The organism is Streptomyces vinaceus, from assembly GCF_008704935.1.
GTDB lineage: Bacteria > Actinomycetota > Actinomycetes > Streptomycetales > Streptomycetaceae > Streptomyces > Streptomyces vinaceus.
The window spans coordinates 7,036,651-7,059,097 of record NZ_CP023692.1; the positions used below are offsets into that span (position 1 = coordinate 7,036,651).

The window sequence follows — 22,447 nt, forward strand, 5'->3', positions numbered from 1 at the left end:
CGGGCTTCAGCGGCCGGGCTTCAGCGGCCGGGCGCTGGCGCTGGCGTGGAGGCGGGCGTGCCCGTTCCGCGGTGCCTGATGTTGACGACCGCGGCCTTGGCCAGCGCCGTCGGGTTCAGGAACCGCAGCGGCCCGATCAGGCGCTGAGCGAAGAGGTGCATGTGCCGCGCCAGCGACTCGTCGCGGGCGGCCGCCGCGAACACCAGCCGCTCCGCGGGATTGAAGGGGCGGGCCTTGGCGAAGTCGGCGGCCATGGACTGGTGACCGCGCAGCCGGCGCCGGTGTGTGCGTGCGTACGCCGCTAGCGACCTGTCGAGGTCGCCGCGACCGGTCGCGGCCGCGGCGACCGCCTCCGTCAGCCACCCCGCGGACTCCAGGGCCCATCCGCATCCCACGCCCCACAGCGGATCGCTGGTCAGGGCGGCGTCGCCGATGAGCGCGACGCCCGGTGCGGTCGGCTTGCGGGTGTGCAGCGGGTAGTTGACCGTACCGATGATCTTGGTGATGCGTTCGGCGGAGTCGATGGGGGGTGCCTCGGGCAGGGCCCGGACGAACGCGTAGAAGCTCTCTTCCAGGTCCTCCCGGAAGGCGGGCAGCCGCTCCCTGTCCGGAAGCACCGCGAGGACCGTCACCCCGTCGTCGTTCGGGAACGCGTAGGCCATGTCGGGCTCCAGGAACCAGGTCTGCCCGATCCCACCGGGCAGCGGGAGGTTGCGGAAGTGGGCGAGATAGCCGAACCGGGTGTTCTCGTACTGCCGCTCCGCCACCCCGGCCAGCTTCGCCACGGCCGAGTCCTTGCCGTCGGCGCCGACCACCAGACGGGCCCGGATCTCCCGCTCGCCCTGCGGTGTCGAAGCACGGAGCCCCACGGTCCGGCCGCCGGCACCGCGGACCAGCCCGGTCACCTGGTGACCGAGGAGCAGGTCGACGCCGGGGGTCTGCCCCGCGCGCGACCTGATCAGCGGGTCGAGGGTGCTGCGCCGGACGTTGTACGCGTACGGCAGCTCGGGACCGGTCGGCGCGGCCCTCGGCTCGATCCACCCCCAACGGGTGTACCAGCGGGCGTGGTTGCGGACAGCTCCGGCCTTCTCCAGGGCCGGGACGAGGCCGAGCTCGTCCAGGACGGGGTAGGCGTTGGCCGTGAGGGAGTGGGTGCACAGCACCTTGTACGCCTCGGGGTCCGACCGGCGTTCCAGCAGGGCGACGCGGACGCCGCTCCGGGCGAGCAGGATCGCTGCCGCGCTGCCGGCGAGACCGGCTCCGCAGACGGCGACGTCGTACGCGTACCCCGCCCCGTCTCCCGCGCTCTCAGGCCTGGTCATGCGCTGATCGCCCCCTTCTGTCGCTCTGTCAGGCACAGGACCGATCCTAGGGAGCGGTGATCCCGATGGCTTGGACACATTTGACCTTGACACGATGACAAGGTCTTCACTGTGGCCGAGGAGGTGGTTCCGATGACCACGACGAACCAGGACCCGGGCACGGACACGGACCCGGACACGGACACGGGCAGGGGCACGGACAGGGGCACCGACATGGCGGGGGCGGTCCGGGGGCTCGACGACGCCCGCCCTTCGGTACGGCTGCGGGCGGCGCTGGCGATCGGCTCGACCCCGCACCCCCGGTCCGTGGACGAGCTCGTCGAGCGGTGCGCGGTCGAGCCCGACTTCTCCGTGCGCGAGATGCTGACGTGGGCGCTCACCCGGCACGCGCCGTCCGTGACGGTCCCGAGGCTCGTCGACGAGCTCCGGTCCGGGCGGGCGCAGGCGCGCAGCCAGGCCCTGCACACCCTCTCCAAGATCGGCGACGGGCGGGCATGGCCGGCGATCACGGAGGCTCTCCTGTCCGACGCCGACGACGAGGTGGCGCGCAGCGCGTGGCGGGCCGCCGTCGTACTCGCACCCGAGGGCGAGGAGCCCGGGCTGGCCGCAGCACTGGCGGCGCAGCTGGGGCGGGGCGGGCGCGAGACGCAGTTGAGCCTGAGCCGGGCGCTGATCGCCCTCGGCGAGGCGGCCGCGGAGCCGGCCCTGGGCCCGGCGATGAAAGATCCCGACCCCGGCGTGCGTCATCATGCGATGGCCACGCAGCGGCTGCTGCGCGATCCGGAGTCCGGATTCGAGTACGCGATCGAGGAGGCCAAGCGCGTCACGGCCCTGCAGGACCGGCCCGGAGGAGAGCGGTAGGTGTTGATCGGCGAGGTGGCCAGGCGGTCCGGGGTGAGCGCCCGCATGCTCCGGCACTACGAATCGATCGGCCTGGTGCGTCCGACGGAACGTACCGGGTCCGGGTACCGGGAGTACTCCGGCGAGGACATCCGGCGGATCTTCCACATCGAGAGCCTGCGCTCCCTGGGCCTTTCGCTTCGGGAGGTCGCACGCGCCCTGGACGACCCGGGCTTCGAGGCCACGGTCCTGGTGGACGACCTCATCCGCACCACACAGGAACGCATCGCGGCCGAGACGGAGCTCCTCACCCGCCTGCGCCGGATCGGCGCCGCGGAACCCACCGGCTGGGAGGAGGTCCTGCACACCGTCGCGCTCCTGCACGCGCTCGGATCGGAGAGCCCCGGCCGACGCCAGCGCGCGGCGCTGGCATCGGCCGACACGACGCCGCTCCCGGTGGAGGCGCTCGTCGAGGCGGTGCTCGGCGAGAGCGATCCGAACGTGGCCGGAGCCCTGCGCTGGGCCGTGGCCCGATCGGGCGACGACGCGCTGGAACTGCTGGCGCGGGGCCTGGCCTCACCGGTCGCCGAGGTACGGGAACGGGCCGTCCGGACGATCGCCGAGATCCCGGGCGAAGGGGCGACCGCCCTCCTGCGCACCGCCCTCAGGAGCCCCGACGGCGGGGTCCGCGGGCCGGCGGCCCTGGCACTCGGAGCGCAGGGAGCGGCCGACGCGGTACCGGTGCTCATCGACATGATCGTCGAGGGGACGAACGACGTCGAGGCGGCCGACACGCTGAGCGCGCTGGCGAGCCGCCCCGCACTGGCCGACCGGATCGCCGGCCGGCTCGCGGCCCGCCTCCCGCACGGCCCCGCCGCACCGCCCGTACGCCGGCGGCTGACGCAGGCGCTCGCGGAGATCCCGGGAAGCACGGCCACCCGCGCCCTCACGGACCTGGCACGGGACGAGGACCGGGCCGTCGCCCTGACGGCGGCGTACGTCCTCACCCTGCGGGACGCCCGCTGACCCCGCCGGTGCGAGGGCTCCGGTCCGTCAGTTCGTCCACGCCGATGCGCCGGCCGTCCGGGGCCGGGGTGATGGCGCCCGAGACCGCGGCGAGTGCCGGCCCGATCCTCCGCCGCTGCCACGGAGGAGGAGCACTGGGAGAGGAGGGCGGGCCCGGATTCTCGTACAGGGCCGTGACCTGCGGCGTTCGAAGGCGTTGAGCAAGACATGAAGAAGATCATCGCCAGCGGCCTGATGGCCGCCGCAGCCCTCGCCGGTGCCACCCCGGCCTTCGCCGACAACGACAGCAACTTCGGTGGGGGTGTCAACGCCGCGAACAACTGGAACTTCACCGCGGCCGCGGTCTGCCTCCAGGAGGTCGCCGTGGTGCCGGTCATGGGTGACTGGGTGGGCGACCACGCCAACAACTGCTCCAACGGCAACGTCATCGACCACTCGGGCGGCGCGTCCGAGGACCAGACCGCTCGCTGACGCCGCACCGGTACCACCCCCGTGACCCGGGCTGCGCCGGCGGCCCGGGTCACAGGCTCGCCAGCAGGTTCCCGAGCGGCGCCGGTACCCGGCCGGGGCCGAGGCTCTCCACGAGGAGGCGGCCGTAGCGGATCTTGCGGCCCTTCTTCGTGCCGAGGAAACGCCGCAACTGCTGCTCCCGAGGGCGGCCCTCCTGTGCGGGCTGCCGCAGGAACGTCTGCCAGGCCCGCACGTCGCCTTCGGCCCGGACGATCTCCTCGACCGCCGCCGCGCCGAGCGCGCGGATCAACTCGTCCTCCAGGTCCGCGGCGCACACGAAGAACTCCCCGCCCTCCGCCCCGGCGCGCTTCAGCCCGCGCTCGTAGTACGGCCGCTCCCTCGCGTCGCACAGCCCCGTCAGGCGCAGGCCGAGTCCCGGCGGCCCGAGCAGGCCGGCGTAGCGGCCGACGTTCATCGCCCCGCCCATCGACACGACGCACACCCCTTCGGCGGCGAGGTCCCGGCCCCTGCGCTCCGCGAGCGCTTCCACAGCCGCAAGATCGCTCAGCCCTTCCAGCAGGACCGCCGTCCGCAACCCCAGTCGTACCGCCAGATCGCTCGCCGGTCCGCCGGGACCGCCCGCCGCCCAGCCGCCGACCGCCTCCCGGAACGCCCCCATGTCCACCATGGGGCGAGTCTGCACGCCCGGCGACCGGCGCGACACGCAATATCCCTCCTCCCACCAGAGTGGGTGTCCGCCTCCCACCAGGGGGAGCGCCCGTCTACCACCACGGTTGTATTTCTCCGCCGAACGCCCTTCGACCCGCGTCCGCCGCGAACCGGAAGCCGCCGGGAGGCGTGCATACCGGCGAACACATCGGTAGGCACGCCACGTTGGGGGACACGGGTGGGAATCGTTTCGAGGGCGAGAGCGGCGGCACTGTCCGCCGGCGTGGTCGCCGCACTGATCACGGGGGCGGCATCGGCGGGCATCCAGCCGGCGCGGGCCGCGAGCCCCACCGCGCCGGACGGTACGACGGCGTCGGCCGGGCCGTCGGCCAGGACGCCGGCCAAACCACCGGAGAAGGCGCCTGCGACCGTGACACTGGTCACCGGAGACCGCGTCGTCGTCGGCGGCGACGGCCGGGTCGGCCAACTCGTGCGCGGCAAGGGCCGGGAGGGGATCGTCTTCTCGGTACGGACCGAGCCGGACCACACCTACGTCATCCCCCAGGACGCCCTCCGCATGATCGGCGAAGGCGTCCTCGACCGGCGGCTGTTCGACGTCGCCCAGCTGGTCCGGGACGGCTACGACGACGCGCACCGCACCACCCTGCCCCTGATCGTCGGCTACCGCCGGGACGGCGCCGCGGCGGGGGCCTTCGCCCTGCCCGAAGCGCTCGCCGGACTCGCGCGCGGGCGCCGCCCGCTGCCCGCCGTCCAGGGCGAGGCCTTCCAGGCGCCCAAGGTCGACACCGCGGCCCTGTGGGCGACGGTCATCGGCCGCACGTCCGGCCCCCGTACGGCAGGAGCCGCCCCCGCGGAGCCCATCGCCCGCCTGTGGCTGGACGGCAGGGTGCACACGGCCCTCGACAAGAGCGTGCCGCAGATCGGCGCGCCCGCCATGTGGGCGGCCGGCTACACCGGCAAGGGCATCAAGGTGGCGGTCCTGGACACGGGCGTCGACGAAACCCACCCGGACCTCGCGGGGATGGAGGTGGCGCAGCAGAACTTCAGCTCCTCGCCCGGCTCCGCGGACATCGACGGGCACGGTACGCACGTGGCGTCCACCATCGCCGGGTCCGGAGCGCGATCGGGCGGCGTCTACAAGGGCGTGGCGCCCGGCGTGCGGATCCTGGACGCCAAGGTGTTGGACGACGACGGCTTCGGCGCCGAATCGAGCATCGTCAGCGGTATGCAGTGGGCGGTCGACCAGGGTGCGCAGGTCGTCAACATGAGCCTCGGGTCCCAGGACTCCGCAGGGGTCGACCCGATGGAGGAAGCCGTGGCCCGGCTCTCCGACAAGGCCCTCTTCGTGGCGAGCGCGGGCAACGAGGGCGACAAGGCCGCTACGATGCGTTCGCCCGCCAGCGCCCCGGCGGCGCTGGCGGTCGGAGCGGTCGACAAGCAGGACCAGCTCGCCGATTTCTCCAGCCGCGGCCCGACGGCCGACGGGGATTCCAAGCCGGACCTCACCGCCCCCGGTGTCGACATCACCGCCGCCCGGACCACGCAGAACCCGGACGTCCCGCCGGGCGACGGCTACGTCTCCATGAGCGGCACCTCCATGGCCGCCCCGCACGCCTCGGGCGCCGCCGCCCTCCTCCTCCAGGAGCACCCGACCTGGAGCGGCGCCCAGATCAAGGCGCTGCTGACCGGATCGGCCGAGCCGAACCCGGCGCTGGGCGCCCACCAGCAGGGCGCGGGACGGATCGACCTGGAACGGGCCATGAGCGCCGTGGTCGTCTCCGAGCCCGGCGCCCTCTCCTTCGGCACGCAGTCCTGGCCGCACGGTGACGACGAGCCGGTCGCGAGGACGCTCACCTACCGCAACTACGGAACCGAGCCCGTCACCCTGCGGCTGACCGCGGCCGGGACCGATCCGGCGGGCCGCCCGGCCCCGGCCGGGATGTTCACCTTCAAGGACCCCGAGCTCACCGTCCCCGCGGGCGGCAGCGCGCAGACCACCGTGACCGCCGACACCCGGCAGGGCACGGTCGACGGGGCGTTCGGCGGCAGCGTACTGGCCACCGGCGAGGGCCAGTCGGTGCGTACGGGACTCGTGGTCGAGCGAGAGGTGGAGTCGTACGACCTCACCCTGCGGCACACGGGCGGCACCGGCCCGGACCCGCTGTCCTACTACGCCACGGTCACCGGGACGGGTCCGCAGACGCGGGAGCGCCACGACTTCCCGAACGACCCGACCGGCGTCGTCACCCGGCGGCTGCCCAAGGGCGACTACCAGCTGGAGAGCTTCGTCTACGGCTCGGACGACCGGTTGGCCATCTTCGTCCAGCCGGTGCTGAAGCTCGCCGCGAAGACCACGATCACGCTCGACTTCCGCAAGGCGAAGCCGTTCGCCGTCACCGCCCCCGATCCGGCCGCACGGCTGGTCAGCGCCACCGTCGGGTACGAGGACGGGGCCGCGAGGGTGGGCAACGCCTGGTTCACGGACGGCCGGACACGGATCCTCACCGCAGCACTGGGCCCGGCCGGCTCCGCGATGCGCTCCCAGTACAACGGGGTGTGGAAGAGGCCCGGCGCGGAGGGCGGGAAGACGGACTACCGGCTCGCGTTCCACCGCAAGGGCACCTGGTTCACCGGCCTCGACCGCACCGTCACCCGGGCCGACGTCGCCGAAGTCAAGCTCGGCTTCGGGGCGTCGGTCGCCGGGGCGAAGGGCCGGATCCGGGTGACCCCGACCGACGCGGACGGCTTCGGCGCCGGCGTGTGGGACCCGGTCGACCAGGACGTGCCGTTGGCCTCCACGCAGTACGTCAGCACCGCGGGTGTGTGGTGGTCCTGGAGCGCCTCGCAGGTCAACGCGCGGGGCGAGGAGCGGATCATTTACACCGAGGGCCCGGTGGCCTACGAGCCGGCCACGCGCCGGACCCTGAACTTCAACACCGGCGTGGTCGGGCCCGATCTGGGAGCCGGGGAGGACCAGGGCGCCTTCCGGAGCGGCGACTTCATCGACACGAGGGTCCCGCTCTTCGACGACGGCGCCGGCCACGCGGGCTCGTCCGTGACCACCGGGGGCTTCGCCCGGCTGGAATCCGGCGGCCGGGTCCTCGCCGAGGGGCAGCCCAACGACTGGCTGAGCGCGGAGGTTCCGGCCGCCTCCGCACCGTACCGGCTGAGCATGGAGGCGAGCCGCTCCGCCGAGGACACGTCCACCAGTACGAAGGTCGCCGCGGTGTGGACGTTCGCCTCCGCTCGCCCGTCCACCGACGAGGCGGTCCGGCTGCCCCTGTCGACCGTACGCCTCGCGCCGGCCCTGGGCCTGGACGGGACCGCCCCGGCGGGCGGCACGCTGCGCGTGCCGCTGGTGCTGGGCGGAGCGGCCGCGGGGCCCGGCCGGGTCGCCGCGCTCACCGTCGAGGTCTCGTACGACGAGGGCGCGAGCTGGCAGGCGCTCCCGGTGCGGACGGACGCGAAGGGGGCGCGCTCGGTGAGCGTCAAGCACCCGGCTGCGGCGACGGCCGTGTCCTTCCGCGTGCACCTGAAGGACAAGGGCGGCAACACCGCGCAGGAGACGATCACGAACGCCTACCGGCTCGCCGCACCCTGACCCGGCCGGGTCAACGCCGCCGAGGGGGCCTGGGGGGCTGGGGCCGGGAAGGCGTGGAAAGCCCCTGCCAGGATGCCAGGGGTCCGATGGCGCCGACGCCGGCGACATCCCCCTCACCCCACCGGCGTGCGCAACGGATGTGCGGCGGGGAGGATGAGGACTGTGCGGGACAGAGACCGGCAGGGGAAGGCGCCGAACCAGGGAAAGGAGCCGGACCGGGGGAAGACGCCGAACCAGGTCGTCGCCCTCGCGGCCATGGTCTTCGCCGTCGCGATGATCTTCGTGGACCAGACGATCGTCAGCATCGCCGCCCCCAGCATCGTCGAGGAGCTCGGACTCTCGGCCTCCGGAATGCAGCGCGTGGTCAACGCGTACCTGCTCGCGCTCGCCGCGTGCTTCGCGCTCGGCGGGCGCCTCGCCGACGTCCTCGGGCACCGCCGCGTGGTGGTGGCGGGCACGCTGCTGTTCGTCGTCTCCTCCGTGCTGTGCGGATCGGTGCCCTCGGGGGACTTCGCCCAGAGCTGGCTCGTCATCTTCCGCGCCACCCAGGGCGTGGGCGCGGCACTGGTGTACCCCGCCGCCCTCGCCGTCGTCGTGTCCGTCGTCCCCGTCGACCGACGCGGCCGGGCGCTGGCCCTGTTCTTCGTCCTCGCCGGTGCGTTCACCGCCCTCGGGCCGCTGCTCGGCGGCTGGCTGACCGCCTGGACCTGGCGGGCCATCTTCTGGATCAACGTCCCCGTGGCCGTCGTCGCGCTGGTCCTGACCGCCCGCGCCCGCGTCCCCGAGGCCCGCAAACGCGAACGCCTCGACGCGCCGGGCGCCGTACTCGTCGCCACCGGCATGGCGCTGAACGTCTTCGGGATCCAGCAGTCGTCCACCTGGGGCTGGACCAGCCCCGCCACCTGGGCGTGCATCGCCGGCGGGCTCCTCGTCCTCGTCGTCTTCTGCCGGTACGAGCTGCGCACCGACGAGCCGCTCATCAAGCTGCGCGTCTTTCGCGACCGGGCGTTCACGGCCGATACCCTCGTGCTCTTCTTCTCGATGCTGGCGTTCATCCCCGTGCTGTTCTTCGCATCGGTGTACGCACAGACCTCGCTCAGCTCCTCGCCCCACCAGGCCGCGCTCTACGTCCTGTACTTCTTCGCGGGGTTCGGCCTCTCGGCCCAGTGGGGCGGCCGGATCCTCGACAAGCACGGAGCCCGGCCCACGATGAAGCTCGGCACCGCGCTCGCCTGCGTCGGATTCGCCCTGTGGGCGTGGAAACTGACGGACCTGTCGGCCCATGACCAGTGGCCCTACGCCTGCATGGCCGGGGCCGGCATGGGCCTCGTGCTCTCCCCGGCCTCCGCCGACGCCGTGAACCGGGCCATCGGCGCCTCGTACGGCGAGGTCACCGGCATCACGCAGACCGTACGCAATTACGCCGGAGCCCTGGGCATGGCGGTCTTCGGCACGCTCCTCACCCACGCCACGACCAGCCGCGTCGCGCAGACGCTCACCGCGAAGGGCCTGCCGGAGCAGGCGGTGCCCGGCGCGGCCCGCGGCATCGCGGAGGCGGTCATCGGCCACCCGGACGACCGCGCGCCGACCGGCGGCGGACCGACCGCCACCCTGATGCGGAGTTCGTTCGAGGCCGTCCACATGGACTTCGCGCAGGCCAACCAGTGGGTGTTCTACGGGATGGCCGTCGCGCTGGGTCTGGCGTGGCTGTGCACGTTCCTGCACCCGGGGACACGGGTCACGGACGGCGACCGGGGGACGCCCGCCGCGCCGAGACGGTGAGGTACGCCCCGAAGCAGATGACCCATACGACGCTGGGCCAGGCGGCGATCCGCTCGAACAGGCCTTGGACGTAGGGGTCCGGCCTGAGCGCCGTGAGCGTGGCCGAGACGATGGAGACGACCCCGCACACGATCCCCGCCGCACCCCAGTAGGGCCGGTGTGCCTGCCGGAGCATGCCGCCCAGCAGCAGCACGCCCAGGGCTCCGCAGAAGAAGCAGATTCCGGCGGACAGCAGATGGACGGCCGGGCGGAGGTTGTACGGATTGAAGCCGGTGGACACCAGTCCCACCCCGCTGGCGCCCAGGACGCCGAACGCGAGGTTCCGGAGCCGGTCCGGGGGCAGCACCGCGGCGTTGAGGAGCGCGCCGAGGACGAGGCAGAACCCTCCGACGATCCAGGCGACGTCGGCGGCCTCGTGCCAGGGGGAGCAGAAGCGGAATCCGCCGACGCGACCGCACCGGGTCACGCCGAGCGCCGAGATGATGTGGTCCACCAGGTTCTGGCTCGAAGCCCGGGGCAGGACGACGGCGTTGTTCACCACGAAGATCTGGACCAGGGAGGCCCACAGGACGCCCCCGGCCATGAGTCGCCTCGAAGCCGTGAAGGTGAGTTCGCGCATGCCGCCTGTGCCTTCGGGTCCGCTGTGAGCCGTGCGGTGGCTGCGTGATCAGTATGTCCCGCGCGGGCCGGAGCCGGGCCATCTGACCGCGGCGAGTCCCGGGCCGGCCTCAACCTGACGCACGTCCGCCTACCCGTAGGGGTTGAGCGCCGAGAAGCGGACGGTGTCGGTGCCGCGGTCGAACCACAGGTGGGTGGACCGGCCGGCGGTGTCGCGGTCGAGCTCGTCCGACCGGATCCACTGCGGGTTCTTCGGGCCCTCGCCCCTGAGCGGTTTCTCGAACCACGAGGTGAAGTCGGAGGCGGGCGCGCCGGGGACGAAGGTGTGGGCGGCTGTCAGTTCGGCGAGTTTGCCCGGTGCCAGTGTGGCGAGGCCCGAGATCGCCAGCTCCGGTGACGGTATGCCCGACCGGTCGTCGCGGTCCCGGCTGCTGACCCACCGGGCCTCGGTGAGCGGGCCCAGCAGCGGGAACGCCTGCTCCAGCGGCGCCGCGTCGGTGTGCCAGCCCGGCCCGTCATCGCCACCCGACCGGGTCAGGGCCCACGCCACGGGCAGGACCACCAGCCCCGCCCCGATCCCGATCAGCTTCCGTCGCTCCAACGCGATCCCCCCTCGGTCCCCGCCCCCGGGCACCCTATCCGTCGGCGACGGCGATCCTAGGAGCCGCCGTCCCTCTCCTCGCAGTGGGTTTTGCCTGCTGCTCCCGGGGGCAGCCGGGAGCAGTGTCGTTACTGCGGTGAACTCGTGCGCCCGCTCGGGTGAGTTCCGGGGCCGTGCCCTGTCCCTCGGCTCCCGGGGCCACTACAACTCTGGTCCGGCTCTCGCAACCTTTCCCGCCGACGGAGAGAAGGCCTTCCATGAACCACCGCCTGCGCCACCTGACCGCCACCCTGGCCGCCGCAGCCGCCCTGGCGCTCGCCGCGGCGGCGCCCGCCGACGCGCGCCCGAGCGGTGTCGACAGCCACTGCGGGAGGTACATCTGCGTGATGACCGCGCACCACAACCGCTTCGTCCAGGACATCACGGTGCAGACCCGGGACGGACTGCACGGCACGCTGCGCTCCTACTGGGGCAACTTCCGCAGCGCGAAGGTGAACGCGGCCTCCCACCGGTGGGAGGTGGGTTACGAGCAGAAGGAGGCGAAGCTGGTGTGCGGCGGGCTGGAGCGTGACGGCCGGACCATCGAGGACGGCATCTGCGTCACCATCTGACCGAGGGTGGGGCCGTCCCGCGTGGCCGGTTCGAGAACGTCCGATTATCGACCCCTTTCCGGGGAACACAGCCGGCCTCGCCCCCAGTTCACTGAGGGGAACCGGGGGCGGGCTCGTACGGTCTGTCTCCGACTGTCAGACCGCGGGCAAGGAGAACGGCTGTGCGCATACTTTTCACCGGTCCGGCTTCGGCCGGCCACCTCTTTCCGATGATTCCGACCGCCCAGGCCTTACGTGCCGCCGGTCACGAAGTGCTGTTCGCGGGTTCGCAGCCGCTCGACCGGCTCCGTGAGGCCGGCTTCGCGATCGTCGAGATCGGCGACGGCCGCACCATACGGGAGGCCATGGAGCAGTCCTCGGCGGGGCAGTCCCCGGGCGAGGAGATGCGCTACGTCGCCCCCGACCTGTCGCAGGACCAGATCCTCGACAGGGCGGCCCGCGGATTCGCGATGATCTCCCGCTGCACGGTGGACGGCTTGTTGGAGGTCGCCGGGAACTGGGGCGCCGACCTGCTGGTCTACGACTCCTTCCAGGCCTCCGCCCCACTGGTCGCGGCGAAGCTGAAGATCCCCTCCGTGATCCAGAACTTCGGTGTCACCTCCGGCCTCGACATGGTCGGCCGCCTGGCCGCCAACTTCACCGAGGCGTACGAGACGTACGGGGTCTCCGGCCCGGCCGAGGCCGTCGCGCTGAACATCGTCCCCGCCTCGCTCGGCGGAGACGCGGGCGGCCTGCGGATGCGCTACCTCCCGTACAACGGCGGCGGTACCGTGCCCGCCGCGCTGCTCCGCCGCGGCGAACGGCCCCGCGTCGCCATCACCCTGGGCACCGTGCTCACCGAGATGGACGGCGTCCGCGCCATCGTCCGCCTGATCGAGGCCGCCGCCTCCGTGGACGCCGAGTTCCTGCTCGCGGTCGGCGACGCCGACCTCGCCGCGCTCGGCACCCTGCCCGACAACGTCCGCCCGCTGCCCTGGGTCCCGCTCGCCGAGCTGCTGACCACCTCCGACGCGCTGATCCACCACGGCGGCTCCGGCACCCTGCTCACCGCCCTGCAGGCGGGCCTGCCCCAGCTCCTGCTGCCCCAGGGCGCCGACCACTTCGCCAACACCGACGCCCTCACCGCGACCGGCGCCGCCCTGCGCTCCGCCTCCGACGACGTCGACACCCCGCTCCTGACCCGCCTCATCACCGATCCGGCCCTGCGCGAGAGCGCCGCCCGCCTCCGCGCGGAGAACGAGGCCCTGCCCTCCCCGGCCGAGACGGTCCCCGCCCTGGAGGCCCTGGCCGCCTCCTAGAACACGCCACGACCGCCGGTGGCGGAGCGCCGCCGCGCCCAGCCACCGGCGTCACGTCCGCGGGGCCTGGCGGCCGAGCGGTATGAGGTACTGGACCGGCTCGTCGAGGTCGTCCAACCCCAGCAGCTCGTGCGCCAGGTCGTCGTGCAGGCCGCCGAGCGGGATCGTGCCCAGCCCGAACGCGCCCGCCGTGAGCTGGAGGGTCTGGGCCAGGTGCCCGGCCTCCAGGAGGCCCAGCCGCAGCGCCCGCAGCCCGTAGCGACGGCGGAGCAGACCGAGGTCCAGGTGGACCGCGAGTACGGCCGGCGCCTCGTCGATCCCCACGGAGTCCGGGTCCTCGGCCGGGCGCGAGAAGTACGACGACAGCGCCTTCAGCCCGTCGAGGTCCGGCGCGGGGCCGAGGGCGACCAGCGACCGGCGCTCCGGCACGCAGTGGTAGGTGCCCGGGGCCAGTCCCGACACGGACAGCGCCAGGAGCCGCACCCGGACGCTGTAGAGGGCGCCCGCGCTCGGGTACGGGCGGTGGCGCAGGGCGCGCTCCGTTCCGTCGGCCAGCGCCTGCCGGGACACATGGCTCGGGGCGTGGGCGTGCCACAGCACCCCGCCCAGTTCCTGCGCGGTGAGCGGCCCGCGCAGCGCCCCGCGCGCCGAACTGCGGCGGCTCAGCGCCTCGGCGAGGGACAGCTCCGGCAACGGGGCCGCCGGGAGCTCCCGTTCGGCCCCGGGGCGGTGCCCGGACGCGGCCTCCGGCCGCGCGAAGCTCCGTACGGCGGTGTCCTGGGGACGGCCGATCTGGAACTTGCTCTGCTCCAGGTACCGGTAGTCGGCCGCGCGCGCCCCGGCGCCGAAGAAACCGCCCCCGTCCTCCGTCTCCAGCAGCGCGCGTCCCGCGAGTCGGCAGACCGCCCGCTCCTCGTCCGGCGTCACGCCCAACCGGTTGAACAGCATGTGCAGTTGTGATGCCCACACCCACAGCCGGCGCTGCGTGCGCTCCGGGGCCTCCGGTCGCTCCGCGAGGGGTACGGCGGTACGCAGCCGGGCGTCGGCCGCGCGCACCTGCCCGGCCCACTCCGCGAGCCAGGCATCGGCGGAGCCCTCCTCCAGCCCGGCGCGGACGGCCCGGGCACGCCGGGCCAGGCTCGTACGCTGCGCCGCGAACACCGTGTTGACGCGGGTGTGGACGGCTGCCCCGGGCAGCGGCCGCACCTCGGAGGCCCAGCGCCAGGAGGCGGCGTGCCGGCGCAGCCAGCCCGCCGAGGCCAGTTCGTCCAGGCCGAGGGCGTACGCCGTGGCGTGGGCGAGGTCCAGTGCGAGCCGCAGCCGGTCGGCGGGCCCGGGCACGGCACGCAGGGCGGCGACGGCCACCCGCGTCGAGTGCGCGAACAGTTCCTCGGCCACCGGCAGTGCCGCCGGCCCGCCGTACCGTTCGGTCTCCGGCTCGTACGCCACCGCGCGCACCTCTGCGTGCCGGCCCGGCCAGGTGCCGGCGGCGGGGGTGGTGCCCGCGGCCGACCGGGCCAGTTCCTCCGCGAGTCCGGCGGCCTCTCGCGCCGCGTCCCCCGCGGATCCCGCACCGCGGAACCTGATCCGCAGGTGGGGGCCGCCCTCGTGGTAGCGGATGAAGAACCAGGCGCCCGTCCGCGGACCGTACCGCTCGTCCATCAGGGGGGCGAGCGCCCCGGTGACGAAGGCGTCGGTGTCCGCGCCGTCGGTGTGCAGGGTCAGGTGGAGGCTCTGCCAGCCCCCCGCCGGAGCCGGTGCGAGGGTCGCCGTCGCGGAGGCGGACTCGGATACGGACGCGGAAGCGGGTGCGGATGCGGTTGCGTACGGGGTGTCGGTCATGGGGGATCGCCTCACGGGAACGGGTGCGGATGCAGGGGGAGTTCGTCGTGGCGCAGCGGACGCGCGGTGCGCCCCAGCCGGTGGGGCACCTCCAGCAGCCGGTCCAGCCCGAGCGTGCGGCGGTTGACGTGGCCGAAGGTCATCGGGAGGGTGCCGGGCACGATCACCTTGGCGCAGTGCAGCCCCAGACGGTCCCGGATCCCGGGCTCGTCCTGCGTCACGACGACCACCTCCAGCCCCTCGGCGGCCAGCCGGGCGACCGTCCGCGCCAGTAGCCGGGTGAGGTCGGCCACCGGCGCGGGCGCACCCGGCCACCGTTCCTGCCAGGGGAGCTCCGGGACGTCGCCGAGCAGGAACTCCAGCCGGTGCTGTGCCTCCGGCAGGGTGTTGAGCCCCACGTGGTCGTCGAGGCCGACCACCAGCTCGGGTTGCCCCAGCATGGGGCGCAGCCGCTCCGGATCGCGCGCCCCGCCCGGACCGGCCGGACGGTGCACCGCGTCCTGGACGTTGGTGACCACTTCCGCCACCGCCGAGCGGATCGCGGCGCGCGGATCGTGATGGGCCCCGGCGGCCAGGAAGGTGCGGGGAGCGTCGGGGTGAGCACCCTCGTAGTGGCAGAGCGAGACCACCGCCGGGATGCCGAGGTCGTTGGTGGCGTCCAGCAGGCGCAGCCGGTAGCCGAGCAGCGCGGCGCGCGAGGCCAGGGCGGTCACCAGCGGGTCGTCGCCGGGCAGGGCGATGCCCGGCAGCGGCGTGCGCGCGTACCAGGCCATCAGGAACGCGTCCCGTTCCGCCACCTCGAACAGCCCGTAGAGCGCGGCCTCCTGGGGGCTGTTCCCGAGCCCGCAGCCGTTCGACGATTCGTAGACGACCCGGGTCCGGCCGGGCCCTTGGGCGAGGTCCCAGTACGCCACGTGCTCGGGCACCGCCCGGGCCCGGCCTTCGGTCAGCGACCAGCCGTGCACCCAGTCCAGTTCCAGGTCCGCGTCGTACGGGACGGTCAGGGAGGCGGGGTGCCCCCGGTGGGCCGGGTCGGGCAGACCGAGCCGGGTGGGATCCACGGCGGCCTGTGGACCCAGCTCGGCGAAGGAGGCGCGCAGGACGGTACGGCGGCCCAGCGGGCGCATTCCGGCCAGCCGCTCCACCGCCTCGAACAGGGCCACCCGTTCGCTGGAGCGGAAGTCGGCGGAGCGTCCGTAGCCGCCGTCGTCGACCAGTCGGCCGTCCGTCACCCAGGCCGTGGTGAGGGCGAAGGCGGAGTCCTCGGTACGGAACAGTCGGCGCACCGGGCCGAACCGCTCGTCGAACAGCTCGTCCCGCAACCGGTCGGCCTCCGTACGGGCGTTGGGGCCGCGCAGCACGGACGGGTCGGCCAGCGGCAGCGGCGTGTCCGGGAACCCGGCCGCGGCAGGGGAGTCGGCCGGCAGCGGGCGGCACACCGGGCAGCCGCCGACCGGGCGGACGCGATGGGTGGACCAGGTGGCCCGGTGGCCCTGGACGATGTGGACGGTGGCGGGGGGCGCCGCCGTCTCGGCCCCCGTTTCGGGCTCCCCCGTCCCGGCCCCCGTCTCGGGTTCCGCCGTCTGCCCGAGTTCCAGAAGCGCGGCGGCGAGCAGCAGGGCCGCCTCCGCCATGGCCGGGGTGCCGGTGCCGCCGAGCGCCAGCCGGGGGCTCTGCCAGGGCACCCGGCCGCCCGCGGTGGCCAGCCGCCGGTACTCGACGCACGACAGGCAGGCCCGCGCCGAGGGTTCCAGTACGGGACCGATCACGGTCAGGGCACCGTCCTCGCGCACCGGCACCAGGCGTACGGGACGGGACCTCGCGTGGCGGCTGAGCCGCTCCGCCAGCTCCAGCGTCCAGGAGGTGAGGTGGACGATGGCGGCGCCGGCGGTGGTCTCCAGGGCGGCGGCCGGATCCAGGACCGGTACGGCGCCGGCGGCGCCGGCCGGCACGGTCGCGCCGTCAGCCGTCCCGTGCGTCGTCATCGTGGTGCCGCTCATCGCGCTCCTCCCTGCCCGGTCAGAACGGTGAACCCGCAGGCGTACAGGGCGGCCAGGACGGGCCCGGCGGACCCTGCGGACCCTGCGGATCCGGTCGGCCCGGTGCCGGCGGGATCCGCCCCGCCCGGCCGCCAGGGTTCGGGGCGCAGTCCGGTCAGCCGGGACAACGCGGTGCACAGCTCGGGCTCCCGCCGTGCGATGCCGGTCAGCCAGCGGTCGGTCCAGCCCTCGTCCGTCCACGCGGCCGGCTCGGCTCCGGCAACGGCGAGCGGCGCCTCGGCCCCGCTGAACGCGGCGTGCACGGCCCCGGCCGGACCGTGGTCGGCGGCCATCGCCCGGGTCACCGCGCCGAGGGCGGCCAGAGCCGCGGCGTCGGCGGGTGTCGCCTCCACCGCACGGGCGGCCGCTCCCGCGGTCCCGGTCCGGCCTGCGGGATCCCGTACGACGGCCAGGTACGCCTGCTCCGACGCCAGCCGGTGAACCGTCATCCGCATCGGAAGCTCCAGATGCCGGGTCAGTACGGTCCACCAGTGACGGGCCTGGGGATGTTCGCGCCACTCCTCCTCGCCCAGGGCGTGGCCGGTGCCGGAGGAACCGGTCGTGGCGAGCACGGCCCGGCGCAGGGCCCGGCCGAGGGCGTGCTCGGAGCCCGCGCCGACCGACACCGGGCCCTTTGTCCCTTCGTCCAGGTGCAGTTCGGCCGCACGGCAGGCCGCCGCGAGCCGGGCGAGGTCCGTACGGGGAGCCCCGGCCACCAACGGCCCGGCCACCGAGGCACAGGTCGCCAGCGCCGCGGGCAACTGGGGCAGATCGTCCGGGCGCGGCGCGTCGAGCACCCCCAGGTACGGGTCGGTCAGTGCACCGATCCGGCGCAGGGACTCCGACAGGTCCCCGGCCGGGGCAGGGGCGGGGGAGGCGGGGCCGGCCGGTCCGGTCACCCAGGGGCGGTACGACGCGTGCGGCGGCCGGGCCACGGCGACCAGCACGGCCGGACGGCCGGGAAGCAGCCGCGGGTCCTCCTCCTGCCCGGCCGGATCGGGCAGGCCGGCCGCGGCGCACAGCAGCCGCTGGGCCGCGGCGCCGGCCAGCAGGGCCGTCACCGCCGCGCCCGACGCGCCCGCCATCCGGTCCGTCGTCCCCTCCGCCCCCTCGGCCGACGCTCCGGCGGGCGCGGAGCCGGTGTCGCGGTCGAGGCGCACGGCGATCGACTCGGCGTCCGTACGCGCCCGTTCCGGCTCGGTCGGGGCCGTGACGAAGCCGCCTTCGGACGTACGGGCCACGGCGACGGCCACCGGCGGAGTCCCCGCGACCGCCACGACGCGGTCTGCGGCCAGCCCGGTGTCCCGGTACGGCCGCGGCAGGGTCCCCGCCCGGTCCAGCGCGCTGATCAGGGCCGTGGCGAGCGGGCCTTCGGGGTCGGCCGCCGCGACCACGGGCCGCGCGGCGGCCAGCGCGGCGGCCGCGGGTCCGGGCCGCGGCGCACAGGCTCCCAGCCAGGCGGCCGGCTCGGGTCCTCCTGCCGGGTACTCGGTGAGCAGATCGTGTGCGCGCAGCTGCGCGGTCAGCGCGTCCAGCGCGGACTCCACCCGGGGGTCGGCCGGATCGAGGCGGGGCGTGCCGGGCCCCGCCTCGACGTACCCCCGCACGCCGGGCCGGTGCTCGTCCTCCTCGCCGAGCCGCTCGCGCAGCAGCTCCCACAGGGCGGGCAGAGCCCTGCTTCCTTCGAGCGTCACGCTCGCGTCCCGGCCCCGCAGGTGCAGGCCGTGGCGCAGCGGGGTGACCGCCAACCCGGGCCGCAGCCGCGGGCGTGGCGGTTCGGCGCCGGTCACCGCGTGCCCTCCACGGCGGCGACGGCCTCGCCGACGCGCGTCTGCCACCGGTGCCCGGTGAGCTCCGGCACGCTGCGCACGACGAGGTGGGCGGCGAGGTAGCGCTCCACGGGCCGGACGTCGCAGATGGTCAGGAGCCGGTACAACCCGTTGGTGCAGGCCCGGTAGACCAGGTAGTCGGGACGGCTCCACATCGTGCCCTGGGGGTCCGAGCGGTGCAGCAGCCGGTGGAAGTCGCTGTACCGGGTCCGTGTCCCGCGGTCCCAGCGCTCGGCGGTGGCCCGGCCCAGTGCCGCGGCCCGGTCCACGTACTCCGCGCGCACCCCGGTGAAGTCCGCGCCCGCGTCGAACCGTTCCTCAGCGATCCGCCAGGCGTCGGCGGACCAGTCGGCCCAGGCCCGCTCCCATCCCGTCTCCCCACCGTCCGCGATCCGGCCCACCAGTGCGGAGATCCGCCCGCCGACCGCGTCCCAGCGGCGTTCGAAGGCCGCCCGGATCCGCCCGTCGTGGTCCTCCTGCACGAGGAAGTCCTCCAGGTGGGAGACGTACGAGTAGTGGCCGCCGACCAGCCCTTCGGGGTGCGCGGCCGCATGGGCCGCCAGGGCCGCCACCACGAGTTCGACCCGGGCGGTGGAGGTGTTCGCACGCTCTTCGAGGAACGCGGTGCCCGCATCGAGGGCGGGCAGGCCCAGCGCCAGCAGGTCCTCGCGCAGCCGCACCCCGTCCGGGCCGATCAGTGCGGTCAGTGAGGACCGGTCCACCGGCTCCACCCGCACCGTGTTGTCGGGTACGAGAGGTCCGTACGGGGGCGGGACCAGTTCCGCCCGCCCCGCGGCCTCGGCCTGTGCCAGCAGGCGCCGCTCGTCGACGGCGGCCCGCGAGGGATGCGAGGCCACGCGGGCGCGCAGCTCGGCCGCGGTGCGCTCGGCCGCGGCGGCGACCGGGCCCGGGAGGCCGCGCAGGCGCAGCCGCAGGTGCGGGCCGTACAGCCAGTGGCGTTCGACGTGGGCGGTCAGCCCGTCCGCGGCGGCCTGTCGCGCGAGGGGCAGCACGGCTTCGCGCAGGAGCGGTGCCTTGACCGGCTCGTAGTGGTGGACGACCACGTCGAGGGCGGTGGCGGCCGTCGCGGCGGGCCGGGCGGTGTCCGGGCTGGTGGCCGGGGCGTTCATGGGGTGTCTCCTCGACGGATGACGGACGACGGGCGGATGGGGGGAGCGCGCCGGGACGGGTGGCGCGGGCCGGGCGGGGGCTGGACGGGGCTGGGTGGGCACGGGAGTCAGCCCGACCGGGCGGTGCGTGCGGCCCGGTACGTCTCGGCGATGAGTTCCACGGCATGCGCGGGGCGGCTCCGGCCGCCGAAGACGGGCAGTGATTCCTCCAGGACCACGCCGCGCGTATGGCGGGCCAGCCAGCCGGAGAGGCAGCGCAGGTGCAGGGCGCTGCCCAGGTCGAGGGCCTGCGGCTTCGGCGCGCGCAGACTCCGTACGAAGTCCTCGGCGGGGCGCCCGGCGGCGGGTTCCGGCACGGCGTGCAGGAACAGCTGCTCCGGAAGGCCCAGCAGGGCCCGCCAACGCGCCACCGCGGCGGCCGGCACCACCGCGGGGTCGGCCGCGAGGTCGGCGCGGAGTGCGGCCAGTACATCTGCGGGCAGGTGCCAGCGCTGCCGGGCGAGCACCGCGTGCCCGTGGCGCAGCCGGGGGGTGTGCCGCACCTCTCCGCCGGGGGCGGCCAGGGCGCGGCGGGGGAGGAGCCGCCGGAAGTCGACGACGCCGCCCGGGTGGTCGCAGAGGAACGGCGCGAGGCGCTGCGGCAGCATGACCGGGGCGAGGAAGCCGAGGTAGAGGACGTCGAGGGGTTCGCCGGTGGCCCGCAGCCGCAGCCGGAGCTGGTCGGCGGCGGTGTCGTGGACCAGCTCCACGTCGGCTTCGGAGAACGTGCTCCGGAACCGGTCGGGGCCGATCTCCTCGTCGACCAGCAGCGGATGGAGGTTGGCGTTGAAGCCGCCGACCGGCCGGATCTGGGCGGCCCGGGCTCCGTCGCCCAGCGCGCGGCGGATCTCGTGGGCCACCTGTGCGGCGGCGCCCGCGGGCAGGTCGTCCAGGAAGCGGCTGGTGAAGCGACCCCAGCCGCCGTAGACGTGGTTGACGCAGAGCAGGCCGCGGGGGAGGGCCCGCTGGACGAACCACGCGTAGCTCAGGGGGCGGGCGGAGGTCCAGTGGGGCAGCCGGCCGGCGAGGGCGCGGACCTCCTCGGCGGGCAGGACGAGCTCCTCGGCCCAGCCGCCGGGTGCGGCAGCCGCAGCGGCCCGCACACTTTCGGTTAACTCCTCCCGCAGCAGGGCCAGTTCGGCCAGCTCGCGGGAGAGTCCCGGGTCGCCGGACGGCCGGACGGCGAGACGCGCGGTCTCCTCCCACGCGGCGGCGGTGTCGGGGCCGAACTCCCAGGGGGCCGGGCAGGTCCCGCCGCGCCCGTAGCGGGCGGTGAAGCGCTCCAGCGCGGCCCGCCGCATCAGGTGCCCGAGGTCGAAAAGCTCTGCCAGGGCGGTGAGTTCGCCGAGTACGGCCCGGTCCGCGCCGGTCAGCGCACCGGCGGGGCCCGGGCTGGGGTGCCCGCCCTCGACGAGTACCTCCCCGGAGGGCCCGCCCTCGACGAGCACGTCCCCGGAGGGCCCGCCCTCGACGAGCACGTCCTCCGAGAGCACGTTCAACGCGGCGGCATCGGCCGGTACGGGCCGGCCGACGTCCGCGAGCAGGCGGCGCCAGCGCTCCGCCAACTCGGCCAGCAGAGCGGGCCGCTGCTCCGCCGGGGCGTCCGCGAACCCGGCGGTGTCGGCGGCGATCCGGTCGATCCGGTCGCCGAGCGCCGCGTCCTCGGGCCATCGGCGCAACCAGTCGGCCAGAGCGCGCAGCGGGTACGGGTGCTGCGGATCGACGGGGGCCACGGGGACCAGCAGACCGCCGTCGGTGAGCTGGTCCAGGAAGCGGACGACGGCGGGGTCGGCACCGGAGCGGCCGAGGGCCGGACCGAGCCGGGCCGCCAGCTCGTCGAGGGGCGCGGGTTCGGCCGCGAGCGCGTCCAGCGCCGTCAGGGCGGGGCGGACGGCGAGCTCGACCGACTCCTCGTGGGTGACCAGGTACCGGCCGCCCGCGAAGAGCGTGTGGTCCCGTGTGTACAGGGCCCGCCCGTCGTCGGTGTGCCGGGCGCTGCTGGTCATACGGTGGGCCAGGGCGCGTCGGCGGCGCGGTTCCTCCAGCAGCGCGGCGGCGAGCGCCTCGACGAGGGTCCGGTGCTCGCGCACCACGGACCGCAGCGCCGCTTGCGGCCCGGCCGACGGGCCCGGGGCGCCGGACCAGCCCACGGCGGTGAACCACGACAGGGGACTGGTCTTCGTACTGGCGCGCAGGGCGTGCCGCAGTACCGAGGGCTCCTCCTTGCGGGCCCTGCGCCCGCCTTCGTCCCGGGCCGCCCGGGACACCGCGCGCAGCAGATCGGCGCTGGTGAGGGCGACGGCCCGGGTGAAGCCGGGGGAGCGGCACAGCTGCGCGAGGGCGGAGCGTTCGGCGGTCAGGGCCTCGGGTGCGGCCGCCGCCAGCTCCGCGAGGAGGGCGTCACGGAGCCCGCACAGGTCCAGCCAGCTCCCGAGCCGGGGCACCCGTACGGGCAGATCGGCGAGGCGGGCCAGCAGGGCGGGGCGGGGGACGCGGCCGTTGTGCAGGGCCCGGCGCAGCGGGAGCACCACCTGCCGGTGGAAGTCCTCGTCGTGTCCGGGCCGGGAGGCGAAGAGGTCGTCGCACAGGGCCGGACGCAGTGCGTCCTCCTGTGCGGTGAGGGCGGTGAGCCGGCCGATCAGGGACCGCACCCGTGCCGCTTCCCCGGGCTGTGCGGGGTGCGCGGTCACCGTCGTGCGGACGAGTGCGTACGGGGCTGTCCCGGCGGG

Annotated in this window: 16 protein-coding genes; 7 read left to right on the top strand and 9 right to left on the bottom strand. The window is 74.8% G+C overall.

What is annotated here, in order from left to right; translation table 11 throughout:
• Positions 1 to 20 precede the first annotated feature (20 nt).
• The gene (locus CP980_RS31710) at positions 21 to 1,322 is read right to left on the bottom strand and encodes an NAD(P)/FAD-dependent oxidoreductase (protein WP_150529698.1); all 1,302 of its coding nucleotides are present in this window, start codon (positions 1,320 to 1,322) and stop codon (positions 21 to 23) included.
• Between the two features lie 132 nt (positions 1,323 to 1,454).
• Between CP980_RS31710 and CP980_RS31715 the strand changes: the two genes are divergently transcribed.
• The 3 genes from CP980_RS31715 to CP980_RS31725 all read left to right on the top strand — a co-directional run bounded on the left by CP980_RS31715 (position 1,455) and on the right by CP980_RS31725 (position 3,659).
• On the top strand, positions 1,455 to 2,183 hold the full coding sequence (locus CP980_RS31715) for a HEAT repeat domain-containing protein (RefSeq protein WP_132761546.1): 729 nt from the start codon (positions 1,455 to 1,457) through the stop codon (positions 2,181 to 2,183).
• Positions 2,184 to 3,188: a HEAT repeat domain-containing protein gene (locus CP980_RS31720; protein ID WP_132761547.1), complete on the top strand. Its 1,005-nt coding sequence runs from the start codon at positions 2,184 to 2,186 to the stop codon at positions 3,186 to 3,188.
• Positions 3,189 to 3,395: 207 nt separating this feature from the next.
• Entirely contained in the window at positions 3,396 to 3,659 is a 264-nt protein-coding gene (locus tag CP980_RS31725; protein WP_132761548.1) for a hypothetical protein, read from the top strand.
• A 49-nt stretch (positions 3,660 to 3,708) separates the two neighbouring features.
• Here the strand turns inward: CP980_RS31725 and CP980_RS31730 are convergent, their stop codons facing one another.
• Positions 3,709 to 4,326: a TOPRIM nucleotidyl transferase/hydrolase domain-containing protein gene (locus CP980_RS31730; protein ID WP_150529699.1), complete on the bottom strand. Its 618-nt coding sequence runs from the start codon at positions 4,324 to 4,326 to the stop codon at positions 3,709 to 3,711.
• A 411-nt stretch (positions 4,327 to 4,737) separates the two neighbouring features.
• On the opposite strand from CP980_RS31730, the gene CP980_RS31735 reads away from it, so the two are divergent.
• Both CP980_RS31735 and CP980_RS31740 read left to right on the top strand, forming a co-directional pair.
• Positions 4,738 to 7,929, top strand: a complete 3,192-nt coding sequence (locus CP980_RS31735) for a S8 family serine peptidase (RefSeq protein WP_150529700.1) — start codon at positions 4,738 to 4,740, stop codon at positions 7,927 to 7,929.
• 255 nt (positions 7,930 to 8,184) lie between these two features.
• A complete protein-coding gene (locus CP980_RS31740) occupies positions 8,185 to 9,711 on the top strand; it encodes an MFS transporter (RefSeq protein ID WP_150530428.1) in 1,527 nt (508 codons plus the stop codon).
• Here CP980_RS31740 and CP980_RS31745 read toward each other — a convergent pair.
• Both CP980_RS31745 and CP980_RS31750 read right to left on the bottom strand, forming a co-directional pair.
• Complete coding sequence (locus CP980_RS31745) at positions 9,668 to 10,330, bottom strand: DUF998 domain-containing protein (protein ID WP_150529701.1); 663 nt, start codon at positions 10,328 to 10,330, stop codon at positions 9,668 to 9,670. The genes CP980_RS31740 and CP980_RS31745 overlap by 44 nt on opposite strands.
• A gap of 129 nt (positions 10,331 to 10,459) precedes the next feature.
• Positions 10,460 to 10,930, bottom strand: a complete 471-nt coding sequence (locus tag CP980_RS31750; RefSeq protein WP_229907448.1) for a hypothetical protein — start codon at positions 10,928 to 10,930, stop codon at positions 10,460 to 10,462.
• A 257-nt stretch (positions 10,931 to 11,187) separates the two neighbouring features.
• Between CP980_RS31750 and CP980_RS31755 the strand changes: the two genes are divergently transcribed.
• A complete protein-coding gene (locus CP980_RS31755) occupies positions 11,188 to 11,541 on the top strand; it encodes a hypothetical protein (protein WP_150529702.1) in 354 nt (117 codons plus the stop codon).
• Positions 11,542 to 11,750: 209 nt separating this feature from the next.
• Entirely contained in the window at positions 11,751 to 12,839 is a 1,089-nt protein-coding gene (locus CP980_RS31760) for a nucleotide disphospho-sugar-binding domain-containing protein (protein WP_150529703.1), read from the top strand.
• A 51-nt stretch (positions 12,840 to 12,890) separates the two neighbouring features.
• Here CP980_RS31760 and CP980_RS31765 read toward each other — a convergent pair whose 3' ends face one another.
• The 5 genes from CP980_RS31765 to CP980_RS31785 form a co-directional block, all read right to left on the bottom strand.
• Positions 12,891 to 14,681, bottom strand: coding sequence for a thiopeptide-type bacteriocin biosynthesis protein (locus CP980_RS31765; protein ID WP_150529704.1), 1,791 nt, complete (start codon positions 14,679 to 14,681; stop codon positions 12,891 to 12,893).
• A gap of 11 nt (positions 14,682 to 14,692) precedes the next feature.
• Positions 14,693 to 16,681, bottom strand: coding sequence for a TOMM precursor leader peptide-binding protein (locus tag CP980_RS31770; RefSeq protein ID WP_229907449.1), 1,989 nt, complete (start codon positions 16,679 to 16,681; stop codon positions 14,693 to 14,695).
• Positions 16,678 to 18,510 (bottom strand): hypothetical protein, encoded by a 1,833-nt coding sequence (locus tag CP980_RS31775; RefSeq protein ID WP_150529705.1) that lies wholly within the window; start codon positions 18,508 to 18,510, stop codon positions 16,678 to 16,680. The genes CP980_RS31770 and CP980_RS31775 overlap by 4 nt, the downstream gene beginning before the upstream one ends.
• Complete coding sequence (locus CP980_RS31780) at positions 18,507 to 19,679, bottom strand: lantibiotic dehydratase C-terminal domain-containing protein (RefSeq protein ID WP_150529706.1); 1,173 nt, start codon at positions 19,677 to 19,679, stop codon at positions 18,507 to 18,509. Before CP980_RS31780 ends, CP980_RS31775 begins: the two co-directional genes overlap by 4 nt.
• Positions 19,680 to 19,786: 107 nt before the next feature.
• Positions 19,787 to 22,369: a lantibiotic dehydratase gene (locus tag CP980_RS31785; RefSeq protein WP_167535909.1), complete on the bottom strand. Its 2,583-nt coding sequence runs from the start codon at positions 22,367 to 22,369 to the stop codon at positions 19,787 to 19,789.
• Between the last annotated feature and the right edge of the window lie 78 nt (positions 22,370 to 22,447).